The 18082-nt window shown below is 72.3% G+C and carries 16 protein-coding genes; 10 read left to right on the top strand and 6 right to left on the bottom strand.

Annotation, left to right across the window (positions count from 1 at the left end; all coding sequences use genetic code 11):
- Positions 1-34 precede the first annotated feature (34 nt).
- Positions 35-778, top strand: a complete 744-nt coding sequence (locus AC1DQC_RS08740) for an alpha/beta fold hydrolase (RefSeq protein WP_477050838.1) — start codon at positions 35-37, stop codon at positions 776-778.
- Between the two features lie 53 nt (positions 779-831).
- Here the strand turns inward: AC1DQC_RS08740 and AC1DQC_RS08735 are convergent, their stop codons facing one another.
- The 4 genes from AC1DQC_RS08735 to AC1DQC_RS08720 form a co-directional block, all read right to left on the bottom strand.
- The gene (locus AC1DQC_RS08735) at positions 832-3399 is read right to left on the bottom strand and encodes a hypothetical protein (RefSeq protein ID WP_477050837.1); all 2568 of its coding nucleotides are present in this window, start codon (positions 3397-3399) and stop codon (positions 832-834) included.
- Between the two features lies 1 nt (position 3400).
- Positions 3401-4042 (bottom strand): hypothetical protein, encoded by a 642-nt coding sequence (locus tag AC1DQC_RS08730; RefSeq protein ID WP_477050836.1) that lies wholly within the window; start codon positions 4040-4042, stop codon positions 3401-3403.
- A 247-nt stretch (positions 4043-4289) separates the two neighbouring features.
- Positions 4290-4865, bottom strand: coding sequence for an NYN domain-containing protein (locus AC1DQC_RS08725; protein WP_477050835.1), 576 nt, complete (start codon positions 4863-4865; stop codon positions 4290-4292).
- A 66-nt stretch (positions 4866-4931) separates the two neighbouring features.
- A complete protein-coding gene (locus AC1DQC_RS08720) occupies positions 4932-6383 on the bottom strand; it encodes a glycoside hydrolase family 10 protein (protein WP_477050834.1) in 1452 nt (483 codons plus the stop codon).
- 188 nt (positions 6384-6571) lie between these two features.
- Here AC1DQC_RS08720 and AC1DQC_RS08715 point away from each other — a divergent pair, with 188 nt between their 5' ends.
- A complete protein-coding gene (locus tag AC1DQC_RS08715) occupies positions 6572-7048 on the top strand; it encodes a MarR family winged helix-turn-helix transcriptional regulator (protein ID WP_477050833.1) in 477 nt (158 codons plus the stop codon).
- Positions 7049-7052: 4 nt separating this feature from the next.
- Here the strand turns inward: AC1DQC_RS08715 and AC1DQC_RS08710 are convergent, their stop codons facing one another.
- A complete protein-coding gene (locus tag AC1DQC_RS08710) occupies positions 7053-7913 on the bottom strand; it encodes a serine/threonine-protein kinase (RefSeq protein ID WP_477050832.1) in 861 nt (286 codons plus the stop codon).
- A gap of 189 nt (positions 7914-8102) precedes the next feature.
- On the opposite strand from AC1DQC_RS08710, the gene AC1DQC_RS08705 reads away from it, so the two are divergent.
- From AC1DQC_RS08705 to AC1DQC_RS08670, 8 genes are all read left to right on the top strand, one after another.
- Positions 8103-9131, top strand: coding sequence for a LacI family DNA-binding transcriptional regulator (locus AC1DQC_RS08705; protein ID WP_477050831.1), 1029 nt, complete (start codon positions 8103-8105; stop codon positions 9129-9131).
- Between the two features lie 275 nt (positions 9132-9406).
- A complete protein-coding gene (locus AC1DQC_RS08700) occupies positions 9407-11050 on the top strand; it encodes a glycoside hydrolase family 13 protein (protein WP_477050830.1) in 1644 nt (547 codons plus the stop codon).
- A 108-nt stretch (positions 11051-11158) separates the two neighbouring features.
- Positions 11159-12553, top strand: a complete 1395-nt coding sequence (locus AC1DQC_RS08695) for an ABC transporter substrate-binding protein (RefSeq protein WP_477050829.1) — start codon at positions 11159-11161, stop codon at positions 12551-12553.
- A gap of 100 nt (positions 12554-12653) precedes the next feature.
- Positions 12654-13583: a carbohydrate ABC transporter permease gene (locus AC1DQC_RS08690; RefSeq protein ID WP_477050828.1), complete on the top strand. Its 930-nt coding sequence runs from the start codon at positions 12654-12656 to the stop codon at positions 13581-13583.
- Between the two features lie 32 nt (positions 13584-13615).
- Positions 13616-14548 carry a carbohydrate ABC transporter permease gene (locus AC1DQC_RS08685; protein ID WP_477050851.1) on the top strand — a complete coding sequence of 311 codons (933 nt, stop codon included), beginning with the start codon at positions 13616-13618 and terminating at the stop codon, positions 14546-14548.
- A 150-nt stretch (positions 14549-14698) separates the two neighbouring features.
- Positions 14699-15916, top strand: a complete 1218-nt coding sequence (locus tag AC1DQC_RS08680) for a ferrochelatase (protein WP_477050827.1) — start codon at positions 14699-14701, stop codon at positions 15914-15916.
- A gap of 23 nt (positions 15917-15939) precedes the next feature.
- Positions 15940-16632 (top strand): hydrogen peroxide-dependent heme synthase, encoded by a 693-nt coding sequence (hemQ, locus tag AC1DQC_RS08675; RefSeq protein WP_477050826.1) that lies wholly within the window; start codon positions 15940-15942, stop codon positions 16630-16632.
- A gap of 23 nt (positions 16633-16655) precedes the next feature.
- Complete coding sequence (locus AC1DQC_RS08670; protein ID WP_477050825.1) at positions 16656-17012, top strand: META domain-containing protein; 357 nt, start codon at positions 16656-16658, stop codon at positions 17010-17012.
- A gap of 7 nt (positions 17013-17019) precedes the next feature.
- Here the strand turns inward: AC1DQC_RS08670 and AC1DQC_RS08665 are convergent, their stop codons facing one another.
- Positions 17020-18072 carry an MsnO8 family LLM class oxidoreductase gene (locus tag AC1DQC_RS08665; protein WP_477050824.1) on the bottom strand — a complete coding sequence of 351 codons (1053 nt, stop codon included), beginning with the start codon at positions 18070-18072 and terminating at the stop codon, positions 17020-17022.
- Between the last annotated feature and the right edge of the window lie 10 nt (positions 18073-18082).

Here is an 18082-nt window from a genome sequence, read left to right as displayed (position 1 = left end):
GCCCCGGAGCCACCCCGGGGCCTAGGAACGGGGGATGCCCTCCGCCCTCCTCGCCCGGGCCTCTGCCCTCCTGCTGGCCTCGTCGGTCGTGCTGTTCGGTTGCTCCGCGTCGCCGGACGAGTCCCCGACGCCGACACCGTCGGGCGTCGCCGCATCGGTGCGCCCGGCCGACGTGCCGCTCTGCCTCCCGAAAGGCTCCACCGCGGTGGCGACCGGACCGGAGGACGACCCGACGCTCGTCGGCTACGCCGGCTCCGGCACGCACGGCGTCGTGCTGGCCCCGCAGAGCGACGGCCAGGTCTGCCAGTGGGCCCGGCAGCTCGCCCGCCTGGCGGACGAGGGGTACCTCGTCGCCACGTTCAGCTGGTCGGCCTCCGGCGAGCGCTCCTTCACGGACGCGGTCGACGTGCTGCACAGCCTCGGTGCGACGGACGTCGCCTTCGTCGGCGCCTCGAAGGGCGGCATGTACGCGGCCGCGCTCGCCGACGACCTCGACCCGGTGACGGTCGTCGCGCTCGGCCCGCCCGCGGAGTACGAGGGCCACGACGCGCGCTCGACGTCGAGCCGGTACACCGGGCCGCTGCTCGTGGTCGCGTCGACGGACGACCGCAACGTCTCGGCGCTCTCGTCGAAGCTCGTCTCCCGCGCCGACGACCCGAGCACCTTCCTCGAGCTCACTGGCAGCGCGCACGGCGTCGCGCTCTTCGCCGGCGAGCACCGCGCGCAGGTCGAGCAGGCGATCGACGACGCCCTCGCGTCGGCGTTCGCCGGCGGCTAGGCAGCACGAAGGCGTGCGACCCGGGCTGGGTCGCACGCCTTCGTCGTGCAGGGTCAGACGAAGCGGCGCCGCGCGAACGTCGCGAGGCCGATGCCCGCGGCGAACAGGACGATCGCCGCGATGAAGCGGCCGAGCGAGCTGACCCCGGAGCCGTCGGCCCCGGCGATGTCGATCGAGTAGGCCGTCGCGCCGACCGCGCCCGCGGGCGCCCCGTACGCCATGCCCTCGGCCGACGCCCGGTCGGCGCCCGCGCTCAGCACCGCGTACTTCACGCCGAAGTCCTCGGCCGTGTCCTGGCCGCTGACGACCACCTGCGACGTGCCCTCGTCGGACAGCTGCTGCGTGCCGTCGACCAGCTGCGGCGCGCCCTCGGCGGCCGTGTTGAGGCCGTCGGAGAGCTGGGTGGACCCGTCGGCCGCGGTGGCCAGGCCGTCGGAGAGCGCTCGGGAGCCGAGAGCCGCCCTGGCGATGCCGTCTGCGAGCTGCGACGAGCCGGTCGCGGCGCCCGCGAGACCCTGGGCGAGCGTCGACGAGCCCGTCGCTGCGTCCTGCAGGCCCGCGGACAGCGCGCCCGCACCGGTGTTGAGCTGGTGCGCCCCCACGCCGAGCTTCTGGAGCCCGGAGGCGAGGGTGCCGCCCCCGGCCGACAGCTGGCCGGTACCGCTCTGCATCGAGTGCACGCCTCCGCGGAGGGTGCCGTCCACCTTGGTGTCGTCGTCGTCACCGATGCCGACCGTGACGCCGGAGACGAGCTTAGTGACTCCGTCGTCGATCGCTCCGATACCTTCGATCACGCCGAGGACCTTCTCCCCGCTCGAGTCGGGAGGGCACATCGCGAGGTATCCGCTCAGGCCGCACTCGACCTGAGCGAGGCCCGGTCCAGCAATGTTGGCGAGCCTTCCCTGCAAGTAGGTCAGGCCCTGCTGCAAGTTGGCGGTCTTGCTCAGTTCCGGGCCGTAGAACGCCTTGCTCGTCGGGTCGCCGAGGTTGCTGGGATCGGCCAACGAGGCCCGACCGGCCGTGAGATCGGAGCCGAGCTTTGCCAGGACGAGCGCGGACGTGGGCGAGGCGGCCGGCATCGGGGGGAGGGTCGTCGGTCCGCACTCCGCGGGTCCGGCGCCACCGGCCGTGCCCTTGCTGATGACGTCGAGCATCGCGATCGCGCAGGTGAGCTGCTGGTACGCGCCAGGCGCCGTCGCGCTGGGGTTGTACACGCCTGTCGCGAGCTTGTTCAGCAGGTACGGCGCATTCGTGCCGACCTGGGTGCGCAGCTGGTCAACGCCATCGAGGAGTGTCCCGGGAGTGCCGACGGCTCCGATCTTCGTCTTGAGCAGCTCGAGCCCGCTGTCGAGATCGGCGCCACCGGACGCGACCTTGCCGTACATCGTTTCCAGACCGGTGTCGACCAGCGTGAGCCCGTCGCTGACCTGGGTGAGTCCGGACAGCAGCGCGGGAGCGTTCGACGTGGCCTGGTCCAGACCGGCATCGAGCTGCTGCGCTCCGGCAGCGAGCTGGGCGGCACCCGGCGCCGCGCTGTTGTTGAGACCCGCGGCAAGCTTCGCTGCACCCGGCGCCGCGTCGCCCTTGAGCCCCGCCGCGAGCTTCGCTGCGCCCGGGGCTGCCTCGCCGTTCAGACCGGCCGAGAGCTCGGCGGCGCCCGGCGCCGCGGAGTCGTTGAGTCCGGTCTGGAGCTGCGCCGCGCCGTCGCGCAGCTGGAGCAGGCCGGCGAGCAGCTGGGCCGCGCCGTCGTGCAGCTGCAGGACGGAGTCGTCGATCTGCAGGGCGCCGCCGGTGAGGTCGACGCCCTTCTGCGCGCCGGACTTGTAGCTCTCGGCCCCGCCCTTGAACGACGGGTAGTCGAGCGGCGAGACCGGCATGGACGTGAGGTTGGCCGACGGCACGACGCCGTGGCTGATCTTCGCGGTGTAGCCGAACTCGGCGGTCGCGGAGCCGATGGGCGGGAACAGGGTCATCTGGAACTGCATGCGCGTCCCGCCGTGCCCGTCGCCGGCCATGCCGGCCTCCTCGGACTGCACGTCGGTGAACGTGGAGGGCAGGACCGTGACCAGCTGGCCGATCATCGGGATGACGGTCTGGGCTGACGCGGTGGCCTGCGTGCCCGTGCCGTCGTCGTAGGTGACGTCCTGCGTCTTGCCGGTCGTGTTCGTGACCTTGTAGTGCACGGCGAGGGTGCCGCTCTTGCCGACGACCGCGCCGGGCTGCACGGGCTTGCCGTCGAGCGTGTACGTGACCTCGACCCGCAGCGGCAGGTCCTTGTCGTAGGTGCTCACCGAGCGTTCGCGGCGCTCGCCGTCGACGCTGAGGGTGCTCACGAGGTTGCCGTCGACGACCTTGTAGCCGCCGAAGCCGTCGAGGTTGCGCAGCCCCTTCGTCGAGACGGGGTTGGTCACGGTCGTCGTGCCGTGGCCGCTGAGTGCGAGCTGGTCGTAGACGCGCGCCTCCTGGAACGCGCCCGTGGCGGACAGGCGAGCCTGCACGGTCTCGGTGTTGGTCACGGCGACGTCGCCGGAGTCCGCCGCGAGCGCGGGGAAGCCGGCGGCGCACACGAGCAGGGGGATCAGGACGACGGCCGCGGCCGCCGTGGTGGTCGTGCGGCGCACGTCAGGCCTCCGGCTGGGGGTCGAAAGGACGGGTGGCGGGCAGGCCGCGGCGTGGGGCGGCGCGGGGTGCCTCGAAGTTCGCGGCGCCCTCGTACGCGGCGGCCGGCTGCTGCTCCTCGACGAACGGGGAGAGCTCCTCGGCGGCGCGCTCAGCCTCGCGGTCCTGCACGACGACGACGCCGAGCAGGGACGTCGCGAGGAAGCCGGCACCGGCGGCGAGCAGGATCGACGTCGCGGTGGTCGCCGAGGACGTGACGAACGCGGTCGGGTCCGCCGCGTAGGTGGCCTCGTACGCGCCGGCCATGGCGGCCGCGCCGAGCAGGGCCGACCACAGCGGCAGCCTGCCGCGCGTGAGCCCGGCGACCGCGAGGCAGAGCCCGAGGACGATCAGCACCGCGACGGCGCGGCCGGCGGCGGCGTCGGGCAGGGCCGCGGCGCGCAGCGCGTAGCCGAGCCACGCGGCGGCGAACCCGACGGCGAACCCGCCGGCGCGCTGGGCGGGGGAGCGGTCGGGCACGAGGCCGAGGGCCCCGCCGAGCGCGGCGCCGAGCAGGGCGACGCCCTGGAGCTCGGGGCCGGAGAACAGCACGATCGCCGTCGTGAGGAGTGCGAGGACGAGCCCCGCCAAGATGTGACGCTTCATGACCACCTCGTCGTGGTGACCGCCGGGCGGAGGGGACCGCCCGGTCGGTGCTGCCGGTAGATGGCCGCCCGAGAGGCCGCTGACCTGCGTCGTCGCCGTTGACGGTGCAGCTCGGCAGACTTCTCGGGCGGAACCAGGCGCTTGTCTACCAGCGCACAAAGCACCTGAGCCACGCGGTACTAGGTAAAACCGGACCGGTAGCAGGTACATCGTTATGGCGCCGTGACCTGAGTCACGTGCGCGGGCCTCAGAGGTAGCGCAGCGGGTCGAACTCGTCGAGCGGGATGATCCGGAGCCGGGGCAGCTGGACGTTGAACGCGGCGACGTCGCCCTCCAGGTCGAACGTCTCCAGACCGTGGGCGACGAGGGCCGACAGCTGCGTGCTGGTGAACTCGCGGAACGCGAGGAGCCCGACGCGGCGGTCGTCGTCGAGCACCAGCGACTCGAGCTCGGGCGCGAAGTCGCCGTCGTGGCTGGCGAGCAGCACGTCGCCGCCCCGGCCGGAGATGGCCTCGAGCGTGCGCTTGATGCCGATGTCGACGACCTTCTCGTACGACTCGCCCGACAGCGGGATCGGCTGGAAGCCGATGGCCAGCAGCGCCTGCACGAACGACATCGGGAGCGAGCCGTTGGAGGCGTTGAGGAAGAACAGCGCCTTCACCGGCTGGTTCCACGTCTGCTGCGCGAACGTCAGCACGCGCTCCCAGCGGGGCCGCTGCTCCGGGGTGGGTCGTCCGCCGAGGATCGAGGACCCGAGCGTCGCGTCGATGTTCTCGCCGTCCACCAGCAGGTAGGTGGTGCGCGGGGCCGCCTCGGTCGTCATCGCGCCAGCGTATCCGCAGGTGGCACGGACGGGCCCGGGTTCCCTAGGGGACCCGGGCCCGACGCGTCAGGCGTTGCTGCAGGTGGTCCCGTTCAGCGTGAACGAGGTCGGCGCCGTGTTGGTGCCCGTGTGCGAGCCGTTGAAGCCGATCTGCTGGCTGCCGCCGGCGGGGATCGAGCCGTTCCAGGCGGCGTTGGTCAGGGTGACGGCCGAGCCGGACTGCGTGGCCACCGAGCTCCACGCCTGCGTGATCGCCTGCCCCGAGGGGAACGTGAACCTCAGCGTCCAGCCGTTGATCGCGGCCGACGACGTGTTCTTCACGATGACGCTCGCCGTGAAGCCGGTGTTCCACTGGTTGACGCCGTAGGTGACCTGGCACCCGGCGCTCGGCGGGGTGGTGGGGGTCACCGGGGGCGTCGTCGGCGTGACCGGCGGGGTCGTGGGCGTCACGGGCGGGGTGCTCGGCGGGACCTGGCCGAAGGCCGACGCGATGGCGTCGTAGGCCGGCTTCTTGGCGTAGCCGGCGTCCCAGACGAGCGCCGCGCCCTGGCCCGGGAAGGTGTCCGGGACCCACGAGTACTTGTCGGTGATGCCCCAGATGGTCACGCCCTGGCAGCGGGTGACGCCGAGGCAGGCCTGGAAGACCTTCTTGTAGTCGGCGGCCTGGTTCGCGAGCTTGGTGGCGTCCGACGGCGTGGTCATGCGGATGTCGAGCTCGGTGATGCGGACGTCCACGCCGAGGTCGGCGAAGCGCTGCAGGTTGGCCTGCAGGTCCGACGGCACCTGCCCGACGATGAGGTGGGCCTGGAAGCCGACGCAGTCGATGGGGACGCCGCGGGACTTGAAGTCCTTGACCAGGTTGTAGATCGCGGTGCTCTTCGCATTGATGCCGTCGGTGTTGTAGTCGTTGATGCAGAGCTTGGCGCCCGGGTCGGCGGCGCGGGCGGTCCGGAACGCCGTCTCGATGTACCCGTCGCCCAGCTTCTGCTGGAAGGGCGAGTCCCCGCGGCGGGCGCCGTTGTCGGCGAAGGCCTCGTTGACCACGTCCCACGCGACGACCTTGCCCTTGAAGTGCGTCGCGACATTGGTGATGTGGTTCGTCATCGCGGACTGCAAGGCGGTGCCCGACAGGTTGCTGACCCAGCCGGGCAGCTGGGAGTGCCAGACCAGCGTGTGGCCGTAGACCTTCTTGCCGCTCGTCGCGGCGTAGCTGACGACCTGATCGCCGGAGCCGTAGCTGAACGAGTTCTGCGACGGCTCGGTCGCGTCCCACTTCATGGCGTTCTCGGGGACGACGAGCGTGAACTCGCTGTCGGCGATCGACCTGTACGCCGACTCCGAGAGCCGGTCGGGTGCGAGCGCGAAACCGACGTCCTTGCCGGCTGCCGTCGCCAGGTCCTTGAGGGTCGAAGCCGCCTGGGCGGGGATCGCGATGGCGGCGCCCACGGCGATGGTCGCGGCGAGCGCGACGGCCGCGGTGCGGAGCGCCGAGCGGCGGGGGGTGGGTACGACGGGCATAGGGGTTCCTCCTCGTTGAGCCAGTGCCGGATCGCAGAGTGGTCGCCGCACGCGTGGGGCCGCGAGGTGCCGAAGCGTTTCAGCAGCGCCCGGGCCGGTGTTTCGATACAGCAGCGGAACAGGAGCCGTCGAAGGCGCGTTGAGGTCGATACGTTTGCATGAACCGACAGGGACGAGGGGCGTTTTCGATGGACGACGGAGCACGGGAGCTCCCCGGCACGCGCGAGGCCGCCGAGGCGTGGGAGTCGTTGTTCCGGGCCCAGGTCGCCCTCATGCGCCGGTTCCAGCGCGACGACGTCTGGGGCGACCTGACCATCCGCGAGTACGACGTCCTCTTCACGCTCTCGGGCTGCCCGGACGGGACGGCTCGGCTCAAGGAGCTCGGGGAGGGCAGCCTGCTGACCCAGCCCAGCCTGTCGCGGATGGTCGAACGCCTCGAGGCCGCCGGGCTGGTCACGCGCCGCCCGGTTCTCGGCGACGCCCGCGGCGTGGCAGTGAGCCTGACCGCGGAGGGGGCGCGGGTGCAGCGCGAGATCGGCCGGCGGCACGTGCGCTCCATCCGGCGGTTCGTCGGCGGAGCCCTGGACCGCGAGGAGCTGGCGACCCTGCAGGGGCTCACCGACAAGCTGCGCGCGGCCCAGGCACGGATCCCGGACCCGTCCTAGTGCGTCAGACCCGCAGAGCGCGCAGCTCCGCAGCGACCACGGTCGGTGCGGGGCGCGCGGCCGGGTCCTCCGCGGTCATCGCGCGCAGCAACCGCGTCCAGTCCCGGCCGACGTGCCCCGGGATGTGGACGGGCTCGAGCAGGCGGGCGAGGGCGCTGCTCAACGGGTCGCCCGGGTACGCGCGCTCGCCCGTCAGGCACTCGAGCAGCACGAGGCCGAGCGAGTAGATGTCGCTCGCCGGGCCTGCCGGCACGCCCAGCGCCTGCTCGGGACTCTGGTAGCCCGCGGTGCCGGACGTCCCGCGCTGCGCCGGCGCCGCGCTCGCGGTGGTCACCGCGATGCCGAAGTCGGCGAGCACCACCGGGAGCCAGGGCGCGTCCCGGTGGCCGCTCTCGGCCCGGTCGGTGGCGACGAGGACGTTCGACGGCTTGACGTCCCGGTGCACCACCCCGGCGGCGTGCGCGTGGTCGAGCGCGAGCGCGAGCTGGCGCCCCACGTCGGCGGCCAGGCCCGGGGCGAGCGGTCCGTCGGCGATGGTGTCGCGCAGCGTCCGCCCGTCGACGAGCTCCATGACGAGGAACGCGACCGGGCCGACGTCCGGCATCACGTCGGCGCCGACGTCGAGCAGCGCGACGAGGCTGGGGTGCGCGAGGGACGACAGGACCCGGGCCTCGTGGGCGTAGCGGCGGATCTCGTCCGGGGAGGCCGAGCCGAGGGCGAACAGCTTGAGCGCGACGGCGCGGTGGAGCCGCGCGTCCGTGGCCCGGAAGACCTCGCCCGACCCACCCCGGCCGAGCTGCTGCTCGAGGTGGTAGCGCCGGCCGAGCGCGGGGCTCGCCGACGGGCTGGGCTCGGGCTCGGGCACGTGGACCTGTCTCTCGGGTGTCGCGTCGGACGGCTCGGATCGGCGCGCCCGGCAGCACCGACGGTAGAAGGACGTCGCGGGCGGCGCACCTGGAGGTGGCGTGGGCTCGCGCGAACGGGTGACGCGACTCGTCCACCGTTTGCAGCCGATTGCAAGCGACTTGCAGTCGGCGACTGTAGAGTGACGCGCATGTCACGGCGACTCGCAGAGGTGGCACGCAAGGTCGGCGTCTCGGAGGCGACCGTCAGCCGCGTGCTCAACGGTAAGCCCGGCGTCTCGGAGTCGACGCGCGAGGCCGTGCTCACGGCGCTCGACGTGCTCGGCTACGAGCGGCCGACCAAGCTGCGCGGCGAGCGCGCCCGGCTGGTGGGGCTCGTCCTGCCCGAGCTGCAGAACCCGATCTTCCCGGCGTTCGCCGAGGTGGTCGGCGGGGCGCTCGCGCAGCAGGGGTTCACACCGGTGCTGTGCACCCAGACCGCCGGCGGCGTGTCCGAGGCCGACTACGTCGAGCTGCTGCTCGGCCAGCAGGTCTCGGGCATCGTGTTCGCCGGCGGGCACTACGCCCAGCGCGACGCGACCCACGGCCACTACGAGCGGCTCACGGGGCGCAACCTGCCGGTCGTCCTCATCAACGCCTCCATCGAGGAGCTCCCGTTCCCGCGGGTGTCCTGCGACGACGAGGTGGCGATCGAGCAGGCCATCGGCCACCTGGCCTCGCTCGGCCACACGAAGATCGGCCTGGTCCTGGGCCCGGTCGACCACGTGCCGTCCGAGCGCAAGCTCCGCGCCGCCCAGGCGATCACGCAGCGCCTCGGCCTGGTCCTCGAGCCGAACCAGGTGGTCCGCAGCGCGTACTCGCTGGAGAGCGGCCAGGCGGCGGGCAACCGGCTGCTGCGCGAGGGCGTCACCGGGATCGTCTGCGCGAGCGACCCGCTCGCCCTCGGCGTGATCCGGGCGGCCCGGCGCGCCGGGCTGCGGGTGCCCGACGACATCTCGGTGGTGGGCTACGACGACTCCGCCTTCATGAGCTGCACCGAGCCACCGCTGACCACGGTGCGCCAGCCCATCGAGCCGATGGGCCGCGCCGCGATCGACCTGCTGGTCAGCCAGATCCACGGGGGAGCGGTGCCGCAGGACGAGCTGCTCTTCGAGCCCGAGCTCGTGGTGCGCGGCTCGACCGGCCCCGCTCCTGCGCAACCGGTGTCGGTCGCGGACTGAGCACCAGGACGGCCCCTCGAGGCCTCGTCCCACCCGTCCGGGGTGGGGCGGGGCCTTCGTCGTCTCGCGTCTGTCATCGAGATTCGGTGGCGCCTCGGTCACACTTCGATAACTCTCCTGTCAGTTTCTTGCGTGGTTCTCGTCGCGTCCTTTAGTGTCTGGAACGCGACGCCGACGTCTCGTGAGGCCTTCCCGGGCCGCGGAGCTCGTCGCGGCGCGTGAGACCGGACACCAGGCCCCGTCGACGACGACGGCCCACGAGAGACGAGACCCGAGTGGCGCAGGCTCAGCCGCAGACCGACCCGCAGTGGTGGCGTGGCGCAGTGATCTACCAGGTCTACCCGCGCAGCTTCGCCGACGGGAACGGTGACGGCACCGGTGACCTGGCCGGTCTGCGCGCCCACCTGCCGTACCTGCGGGACCTCGGGGTCGACGCGATCTGGGTGACCCCGTGGTACGTGTCCCCGCTCGCCGACGGCGGGTACGACGTCGCCGACTACCGCGCGATCGATCCCGCCTTCGGCACGCTCGAGGAGGCCGAGCAGGTCATCCAGGAGGCCCTCGCCCTCGGCATCCGGACCATCATCGACGTCGTCCCCAACCACGTGTCCGACCAGCACGAGTGGTTCCAGGCGGCGCTCGCCGCCGGTCCCGGCTCGCCGGAGCGCGACCGGTTCTGGTTCCACCCCGGCAAGGGCGAGCAGGGCGAGCAGATCCCGACGCACTGGGTCTCCGACTTCCAGGGCAGCACGTGGACGCGCACGACCAACCCCGACGGCACGCCCGGCGAGTGGTACCTGCACCTGTTCGCGCCGCAGCAGCCGGACGTCAACTGGTCGCACCCGGAGGTGGTCGAGGAGTTCGAGTCGGTGCTCCGGTTCTGGTTCGACCGGGGCGTGGCGGGCATCCGCATCGACTCCGCCGCGCTGCTGGTCAAGGATGCCTCGCTGCCCGAGGTCCCGCCCCAGCCCGGACCGGGCGAGCACCCGCACGTCGACCGCGACGAGCTGCACGACGTCTACCGGGGCTGGCGCGCCGTGGCGGACTCGTACGAGGGCACGCGGGTGCTCGTCGGCGAGGTCTGGCTCCAGGACAAGGCCCGCTTCGCGCAGTACCTGCGTCCCGACGAGATGCACACCGCGTTCAACTTCGACTTCATGGCGCGACCCTGGGACGCCAAGCAACTGCGGGAGTCGATCGACATCACGCTGGCCGCACACGGTCCCGTCGGGGCGCCGGCCACCTGGGTGCTCTCCAACCACGACGTCACGCGCCCGGTGACGCGGTACGGGCGCGACGACACGTCGTTCGCGTTCACCGCCAAGCGCTTCGGCACGCCGACCGACCTCACCGTCGGCCTGCGCCGGGCGCGCGCGGCAGCCCTGCTCACGGCCGCCCTGCCGGGCTCGCTCTACATCTACCAGGGCGACGAGCTCGGGCTGCCCGAGGCCGAGGACCTGCCGCTCGACGTGCTGCAGGACCCGATGCACTTCCGTTCCGAGGGCGTCGACCCCGGCCGCGACGGCTGCCGCGTGCCGCTGCCGTGGTCCGGCACGTCGTCGCCCTACGGGTTCAGCCCCGACGCCTCCACGGCCGAGCCGTGGCTGCCGCAGCCGGCCGTCTGGGCCGACCTGACCGTCACGGCACAGGAGGCCGACCCCTCGTCGACCCTGCACCTGTACCGCGACCTGCTGGCGATCCGCCGCTCCGAGCCCGCCCTGGGCGACGGTCCGATGACGTGGATCGACTCGGCCGACGACGTCCTCGCGTTCGCCCGTGGCGGGCTCGTGTGCGTCGTGAACCTGGGCGACGAACCCGCCGCCCTGCCCGCCCACACCGATGTCCTGCTCTCGAGCGCCCCGCTCGACGCAGGTCTGCTGCCGCGCGACACCGCCGCGTGGCTGCGCACCCCCGCCTGACCCGACCGCACCACCGCTGGACCCCGCTAGACCCGTACTGATCCCGACCGCAGAAAACGATCGCGACCTGGCACCCTGTCAGGGGCGTTCCCTCACGAAGGAGTGACGATGAGGTCCTCACGCACCACCGCGCTCACCATGGCCGGTGTGCTCTCGATCGGCCTGCTGGCCGCGTGCAGCGACGACACGCCCTCGGGCGACTCGTCGTCCGCCGGCGGCGACCAGGTCACCATCACGGTCGCCGGCCTGCAGCCCGGCGCCGAGCAGACGGCTGTGGACGCGCTGAACGAGCGCGTCCAGCAGTTCGAGGAGAAGTACCCGAACATCAAGATCGAGACGCAGGAGTACAACTGGCTCGCGTCGACCTTCGCGGCCGACCTCGCCGGTGGCACCCTGCCCGACGTCTTCGAGGTGCCCGCCACGGACACCAAGGTGCTCATCCAGAACGGTCAGATCGCGGACATCGACGCGCAGGTCAAGCAGCTGCCGTACGCGGACGACTTCAACAAGGAGGTCCTCGCGGCCGGCCTGAGCGACGACGGGAAGGTGTACGCGGTCCCCGCCAAGTCCATCTACGCCGTCGCGCTGCACTACAACCGCAAGCTGTTCACGGACGCCGGGCTCGACCCCGACAAGCCGCCGACGACGTGGGACGAGGTCCGGGCGGACGCCAAGACCATCCACGACAAGACCGGCGTGCCGGGCTACGCGATGATGGCGCTCGACAACGCGGGCGGCTGGCAGCTGACCGCCGCGGCCTACTCGCGCGGCGGCCGCACCCAGGTGCTGGACGGCGACAAGTACAAGGCCACGCTGACCGACCCGGCCGTCAAGGAGTCGCTGCAGTTCCTGGGCGACCTCAAGAAGGACGGCTCGCTGCTGGAGAACACCCAGCTCGGCTGGGGCGACGTCAACTCGGGCTTCGCGGCCGGGCAGTTCGCCATGTACACGTCGGGCTCCGACATCTATACCGCGCTGGTGCAGAACAACGGGGTCACCGCGGACAACCTGGACTACGGGCTGACCGCGCTCCCCACCGAGGGCGACGACTCGGGCACGCTCGGCGGCGGTACCTACGCCGCCGTGGCGCCGAAGGCGACGGACGAGGAGAAGGACGCCGCCGTCAAGTGGATCGACTTCTGGTACCTGTCCAAGCTGGTCGATCAGGACCAGGCCGTGGCGGACGCCAAGATCCTCGCGGAGCAGGACCCGCCGCAGGCGGTGGGCACCCCGACGCTGCCGATCTTCAGCAAGGACCAGTACACGAAGTCGCTGGGCTGGATCAAGGACTACGTCAACGTCCCGCTGGACCACATGACGGGCTACACCGACGTCATGTTCACCCAGCCGGTCATCCCTGAGGCCGCTCGCGCGACGCAGGAGACCTACGGGCTGCTGTTCCCGATCGTGCAGGCCGTGATGACCGACCCGAGCGTCGACCTGGACAAGCTCCTGGCCGATGCGAACGAGCAGTCGCAGGCCCTGATCGACCAGGCCGGCTGACACCGGCGAGGTGCCCGGCCCGGGTCCGTCCCCGGGCCGGGCACCTCGACCCGTCCAGCCGGTCCAGCACAACGACGACACGCACCGAGAGAAGGACCGCATGACCACCGACACCGCCGTCGAGCGACCGACGAGGAGACGTACCCCGGCCACCTGGGTCCGTGGCGGCGGCTTGAGCACCCTCGTGTTCGCGCTGCCGATGCTGGTGATCTTCGGGGTGTTCTCCTGGGCGCCCATCGTCAAGGCCGTCGTGATGAGCTTCCAGAAGACGAACCTCATCGTGACCTCGTGGGTGGGGCTGGAGAACTTCCAGCGCGTCTTCGCCGACCCGGTCCTGCCCATGGCCATCCGCAACACCGCCTACTTCGCGCTGCTGGCGCTCATCTTCGGGTACCCCGTGCCGCTCATCGCCGCGGTCCTGATGAGCGAGGTGCGCCGCGCCAAGGGCCTCTACTCGGCCCTGGCCTATCTGCCGGTCGTCGTCCCGCCCGTGGTCGCCGTCCTGCTGTGGAAGTTCTTCTACGACCCGCGGCCCGAGGGCGTGTTCAACACGATCATCGGCTACGTCGGGATACCGCCCCAACCCTGGCTGCAGAGCGCGACGTCGGCCATGCCGTCGCTCGTGCTCGAGGCCACGTGGGCCGCGGCCGGCGGCACCGTGATCATCTACCTGGCCGCGCTGACCGCCGTGCCGACCGAGCTGTACGACGCCGCCGAGGTCGACGGCGCCTCCGTCTGGGGCAAGATCTGGCACGTCACGATGCCGCAGCTGCGCGGCGTCCTGCTCATCACGTTCATCCTGCAGATCATCGGGACCGCCCAGGTGTTCCTCGAGCCGTACCTGTTCACCGGTGGTGGTCCCGCGAACGCGACGATCTCCGTGCTCCTGCTGGTGTACCGGTACGCGTTCCAGAACAGCCTGGGCGGCAACTACGGCATGGCGACGGCGCTGTCCCTCATGCTCGCCGCGTTCCTCGCCGTGATGTCCCTGATCTACTTCCGCCTCACCCGCAGCTGGAGCACCTCGTGACGACGACCACCCCGTCCCTGCCGGAGGCGGTGCTGCCCACCGAGGTCCCGACCGGGCCCGCGGAGGGCGTGCAGACGCCGCCCCCCGAGGAGGACCGCACCGCGGTCTCCACCGCCGACTGGCGACGCCCCCGCGTGCGGCACACGTGGAACACCATGCACGTGCTGCTGCTGATCCTGCTGATCGTGTGGTGCGTCGGGCCGCTCCTGCTGCTCGCCAAGTTCGCCGTCACCCCGACGCAGGACATCCTGCGCACGCCGCTCGCGATCTTCCCCAACGGCATCAAGTGGTCGAACCTGCACGACGCCTGGTTCGACATCGACATCAGCAAGTACTTCGTCAACACCGTGGTGCTGGCGGCCGGGTCGTGGGCCTCGCAGATGCTCGTCGCGACCACCGGCGGGTTCGTGCTCTCCGTGCTGCGACCGCGGTGGGCCCGCTACGCCCAGGGCCTCGTCCTCGCGACCCTGTTCGTGCCGGCCGTCGTCCTGCTGGTGCCGCTCTACCTGATCATCCTGCACCCGCCCCTGGTCGATCACTCGCTGGTCAACTCGTACTGGGCCGTGTGGCTCCCCGCCGGTGCCAGCGCCTTCAACGTGGTGCTCGTGGCTCGGTTCTTCGACAACCTGCCGCGCGAGATCTTCGAGGCCGCCCGGGTGGACGGGGCCGGACCCTTCCGGCTCTTCTGGTCGATCGTGCTGCCCATGAGCAAGCCGATCCTCGGCGTGGTGTCCGTGTTCGCGGTCATCGCGTCCTGGAAGGACTTCCTCTGGCCGCTGCTCGTCCTGCGCAACCCGGACCTGCAGCCGCTGTCCGTCCGGCTGCCGTCGCTGGAGGCGACCACCGACAAGGGCACGCTGATGGCCGCCTACGGCATCGCGACCGTCATCCCGATCCTCATGTTCCTGGTCTTCCAGCGCATGTTCCTGCGTGGCGCCGGGCTCGGGGGTGCCGTCAAGGGCTGAGCGTCCGCAGCGTTCGCCCGTCCCGACGCCCGGTGGTGCAGGTCGCCGCCGGGCGTCGGCGCATTTTCTGACACCGCGTCTCGACAATCTCACGGGCCGGTCCGGCCGCTCGCCGCGAGGGCGCCGCGCGGCCGGTGCGATGATCGGACGGTGGCCCCTGACACCGCCCTGAGCACCCGCACGTCGTCGTCCGAGACCAGCGCCGTCGCCCCGTACGACGCTCTGCTGCTCTTCTCGTTCGGCGGCCCGGACGGTCCCGACGACGTCCTGCCGTTCCTGCGCAACGTCACCGCCGGCAAGGGGATCCCCGACGAGCGCCTGGCGGCCGTCGCCGAGCACTACCACCACTTCGGCGGGGCTAGCCCGATCAACGGGCAGAACCTGGCGCTGCAGAAGGCGCTCGTCGACGAGCTGGCCCACCGCGGGATCGACCTGCCCGTGCTGTGGGGCAACCGCAACTGGGAGCCGTACACCCGCGACGCCCTCGCGGCCGCCCACGCCGACGGCGCCCGGCGGATGGTCGCGCTCGTGACCAGCGCCTACTCGTCGTACTCCGGGTGCCGGCAGTACCGGGAGAACCTCTGGGCCTCGCTCGACGAGCTCGGCCTCGACGTGGGGCTCGGCGAGGGCGAGCACCCGCTGGTCGTCGACAAGGTGCGCTCGTACTTCAACCACCCCGGGTTCGTGCAGGCGAACGTCGACGCGGTGACCGAGGCCTTCGAGTCGCTGGGTCGCGACGCCCGCCTGGTGTTCGTCACGCACTCCATCCCGGACACGATGGAGGAGGCGTCGACGGTCAGCGGCGCGTCCTACAGCGCGCAGCACCGCGACGTCGCGGCCACGGTGGCCGCCGCGGTCGAGCAGCGACTCGGTCGGCCCGTGACGTGGGACCTCACGTACTGCTCGCGCTCCGGCCCGCCCACCCAGCCGTGGCTCGGGCCCGACGTCAACGACCACCTGGCCACGCTCGCGGCCGAGGGGGTGCAGGCCGTCGTGCTCTCGCCCATCGGCTTCGTCTCGGACCACATGGAGGTCGCCTTCGACCTCGACACCGAGGCGCTGGYCACGGCCGCGGAGCTCGGGCTCGCCGCCGTCCGCGCGGACACCGTCGGCACCCGGGAGCCGTTCGTCCGCGGGCTCGTCGACCTCGTGCTCGAGCGCGCCGCGCTGGCCCGGCACGACGACGCGTCCGGCGCGGCGCCCGTGACGGACGACGTCGCGGCCGACGCCGCCGCCCGGCCCGTGGACGAGGCGACGGTCGGCGACCTGCCGCCGTGGCGGTCCGTGTGCCGCCCGGGCTGCTGCCAGATGCGCGCCGGCCAGCCCACGGGCATCCCCGCCGCCTGCTCGACCGACCCCTGGTCCTGACCCTTCACCTTGGAGCACCCGCGATGACGCACGACGCCGAGACCCTCAACGCCACGGTGCGGTACACCATGTGGACCGTCTTCGCGCTCGAGGAGGTGCTCCCCGAGGACGACGACGAGCGCGCCGAGCTCATCGCCGCCGCGCAGGCCGCGGTGGCCGCCGACGGGCTCGTGATCCGGGGCTGGTACGACGTCGCCGGGCTGCGGGCGGACGCCGACCTCATGGTGTGGTGGCACGCCGAGACGGTCGAGGAGGTGCAGGGCGCCTACCAGCGGCTGCGCGCCAGCGACCTCGGCCGCCACCTGCTGCCCGTGTGGTCCGTGGTCGGCCTGCACCGGCCGGCCGAGTTCAACCGGTCGCACGTCCCCGCGTTCCTCGCGGGCGAGCCGGCCGGCGACTACATGACCGTGTACCCGTTCGTCCGCTCGTACGACTGGTACGTGCTGCCGGAGGACGACCGCCGCCGGATGCTCGTCGAGCACGGCCAGGCGGCCCGCGGGTACGCCGACGTCCGCGCCAACACCGTCTCGGCGTTCGCCCTCGGCGACTACGAGTGGATCCTCGCGTTCGAGGCACCCGAGCTGCACCGCATCGTCGACCTCATGCGCGACCTGCGCGCCACCGACGCCCGCCTGCACGTCCGCGAGGAGGTGCCCTTCTACACGGGCCCGCGCGTGACGCTCGAGACCTGGGCGGACCGGCAGCCCCGCGGCTGACCCTCGGGTGACATCATCGGGACATGGTCGATCTGGCGGGTACCTGGCGGTTCACCGCGCTCGAGGGCGCCGAGGTCGACGGGCCGCGACGCGCCACGCCGTGGCTGACGTTCGACGGTGACGGCGTCGTGTTCGGCATGGCGGGCGTCAACCGGGTCCGGGGCACGTGGGAGCTGGCCGGTGACACGTTGACCTTCGGTCCCGTCGTCTCGACGCTCATGGCGGGCCCGCCGGACGCCATGGCCTGCGAGCAGCAGGTGTTCCGGCTGCTCGGCGCGCCGCTCACGGTGTCGACGCCGGACGACGAGACCCTCGCGCTGGTCGGCACGGGCTCGGCGCGGCTGGTCAAGGACCCGACGGCGGGCGACCGGCCCGTCTGACGCGCCGTCAGGCGGCGGCCGCGAGGCCCGGCCATCGCTCGGCCACCTGCGTCAGGGTGTGCACGCGCGTGGCCGTGTCGTAGGCGGTCCCGGTGATCATGAGCTCGTCGGCGCCCGTCCGCTCCACCAGCGCGGCCAGCTCCTCGACAGCGCGGTCGGCTGTCGTGGCCACCTGGGTGCCGGGCACCCGGGCGAAGAAGTCGGCCGCGGCGGCGGGGTCGAGGGCCGCGAGCTCCCGAGCGGCGTCCTCGGGCGAGACGATCGGTCCGAGCGGCCGGCCGGTGCGCAGCGAGAGGGCCATGACACGACTGGGACCGGCCAGGTAGGCGGCCTCGTCGTCGGAGTCGGCCACCAGCACCGACGCCGAGACCATGAGGCGCGGCACGTCGAGCACGGGCGACGGCCGGAAGGCGCGTCGGTACGCGGCGGCGGCCTCGAGCGTGTGGCCCGTGTTGAAGTGGTGCGCGTAGCTGAACGGCAGCCCCAGCTCGCCGGCCAGCTGCGCGCTGAACGAGCTCGAGCCCAGCAGCCAGACCTGCGGGGTCGACGTCGCCGCCGGCGTCGCGGACAGGCGCGTCGCGCGCAGGGACGGCGACCGACCGGGCAGCTGCTGCCCGAGCAGGGCGAGGACGTCGACCACCTCGGCGGGGAAGTCGTCGGCACCCAGGCCCTCGACCGTGCGCCGCAGCGCCGCCGCGGTCATCGGGTCGGCGCCGGGGGCGCGGCCGATGCCCAGGTCGATGCGGTCCGGGTGCAGCGCCTCGAGCATCGCGAACTGCTCCGCCACCACGAGCGTCGGGTGGTTCGGCAGCATGACGCCGCCCGAGCCGACGCGGATGCGGTCCGTCGCCGAGGCGAGGTGCGCGAGCAGCACGCCCGGCGACGTCGAGGCGACGGCCGGCATCGCGTGGTGCTCCGCGACCCAGAACCGCGCGTAGCCGGCGGCGTCGGCGGCGCGGGCCAGGGCGGTCGTCGCGGCGAGCGCGTCGGCGGACGACTGCCCGACGGCGACGGGCGAGGTGTCGAGCACGGACAGGGGCACGGGGTTCGGACGAGTCACCTCGTTCGCA

This window comes from Cellulomonas sp. P4_H12 (assembly GCF_056400905.1).
This window is presented reverse-complemented; position numbering and strand designations above follow the sequence as displayed.

Excerpts from the sequence above, each read along its gene's own strand:
- AC1DQC_RS08670 (WP_477050825.1), top strand. The coding sequence starts at position 16,656 with ATGGTCGATCTGGCGGGTACCTGGCGGTTCACCGCGCTCGAGGGCGCC.
- AC1DQC_RS08720 (WP_477050834.1), bottom strand. The coding sequence starts at position 6,383 with ATGCCCGTCGTACCCACCCCCCGCCGCTCGGCGCTCCGCACCGCGGCC.
- AC1DQC_RS08690 (WP_477050828.1), top strand. The coding sequence starts at position 12,654 with ATGACCACCGACACCGCCGTCGAGCGACCGACGAGGAGACGTACCCCG.
- AC1DQC_RS08705 (WP_477050831.1), top strand. The coding sequence starts at position 8,103 with ATGTCACGGCGACTCGCAGAGGTGGCACGCAAGGTCGGCGTCTCGGAG.
- AC1DQC_RS08715 (WP_477050833.1), top strand. The coding sequence starts at position 6,572 with ATGGACGACGGAGCACGGGAGCTCCCCGGCACGCGCGAGGCCGCCGAG.
- AC1DQC_RS08725 (WP_477050835.1), bottom strand. The coding sequence starts at position 4,865 with ATGACGACCGAGGCGGCCCCGCGCACCACCTACCTGCTGGTGGACGGC.
- hemQ (WP_477050826.1), top strand. The coding sequence starts at position 15,940 with ATGACGCACGACGCCGAGACCCTCAACGCCACGGTGCGGTACACCATG.
- AC1DQC_RS08730 (WP_477050836.1), bottom strand. The coding sequence starts at position 4,042 with ATGAAGCGTCACATCTTGGCGGGGCTCGTCCTCGCACTCCTCACGACG.
- AC1DQC_RS08695 (WP_477050829.1), top strand. The coding sequence starts at position 11,159 with ATGAGGTCCTCACGCACCACCGCGCTCACCATGGCCGGTGTGCTCTCG.
- AC1DQC_RS08740 (WP_477050838.1), top strand. The coding sequence starts at position 35 with ATGCCCTCCGCCCTCCTCGCCCGGGCCTCTGCCCTCCTGCTGGCCTCG.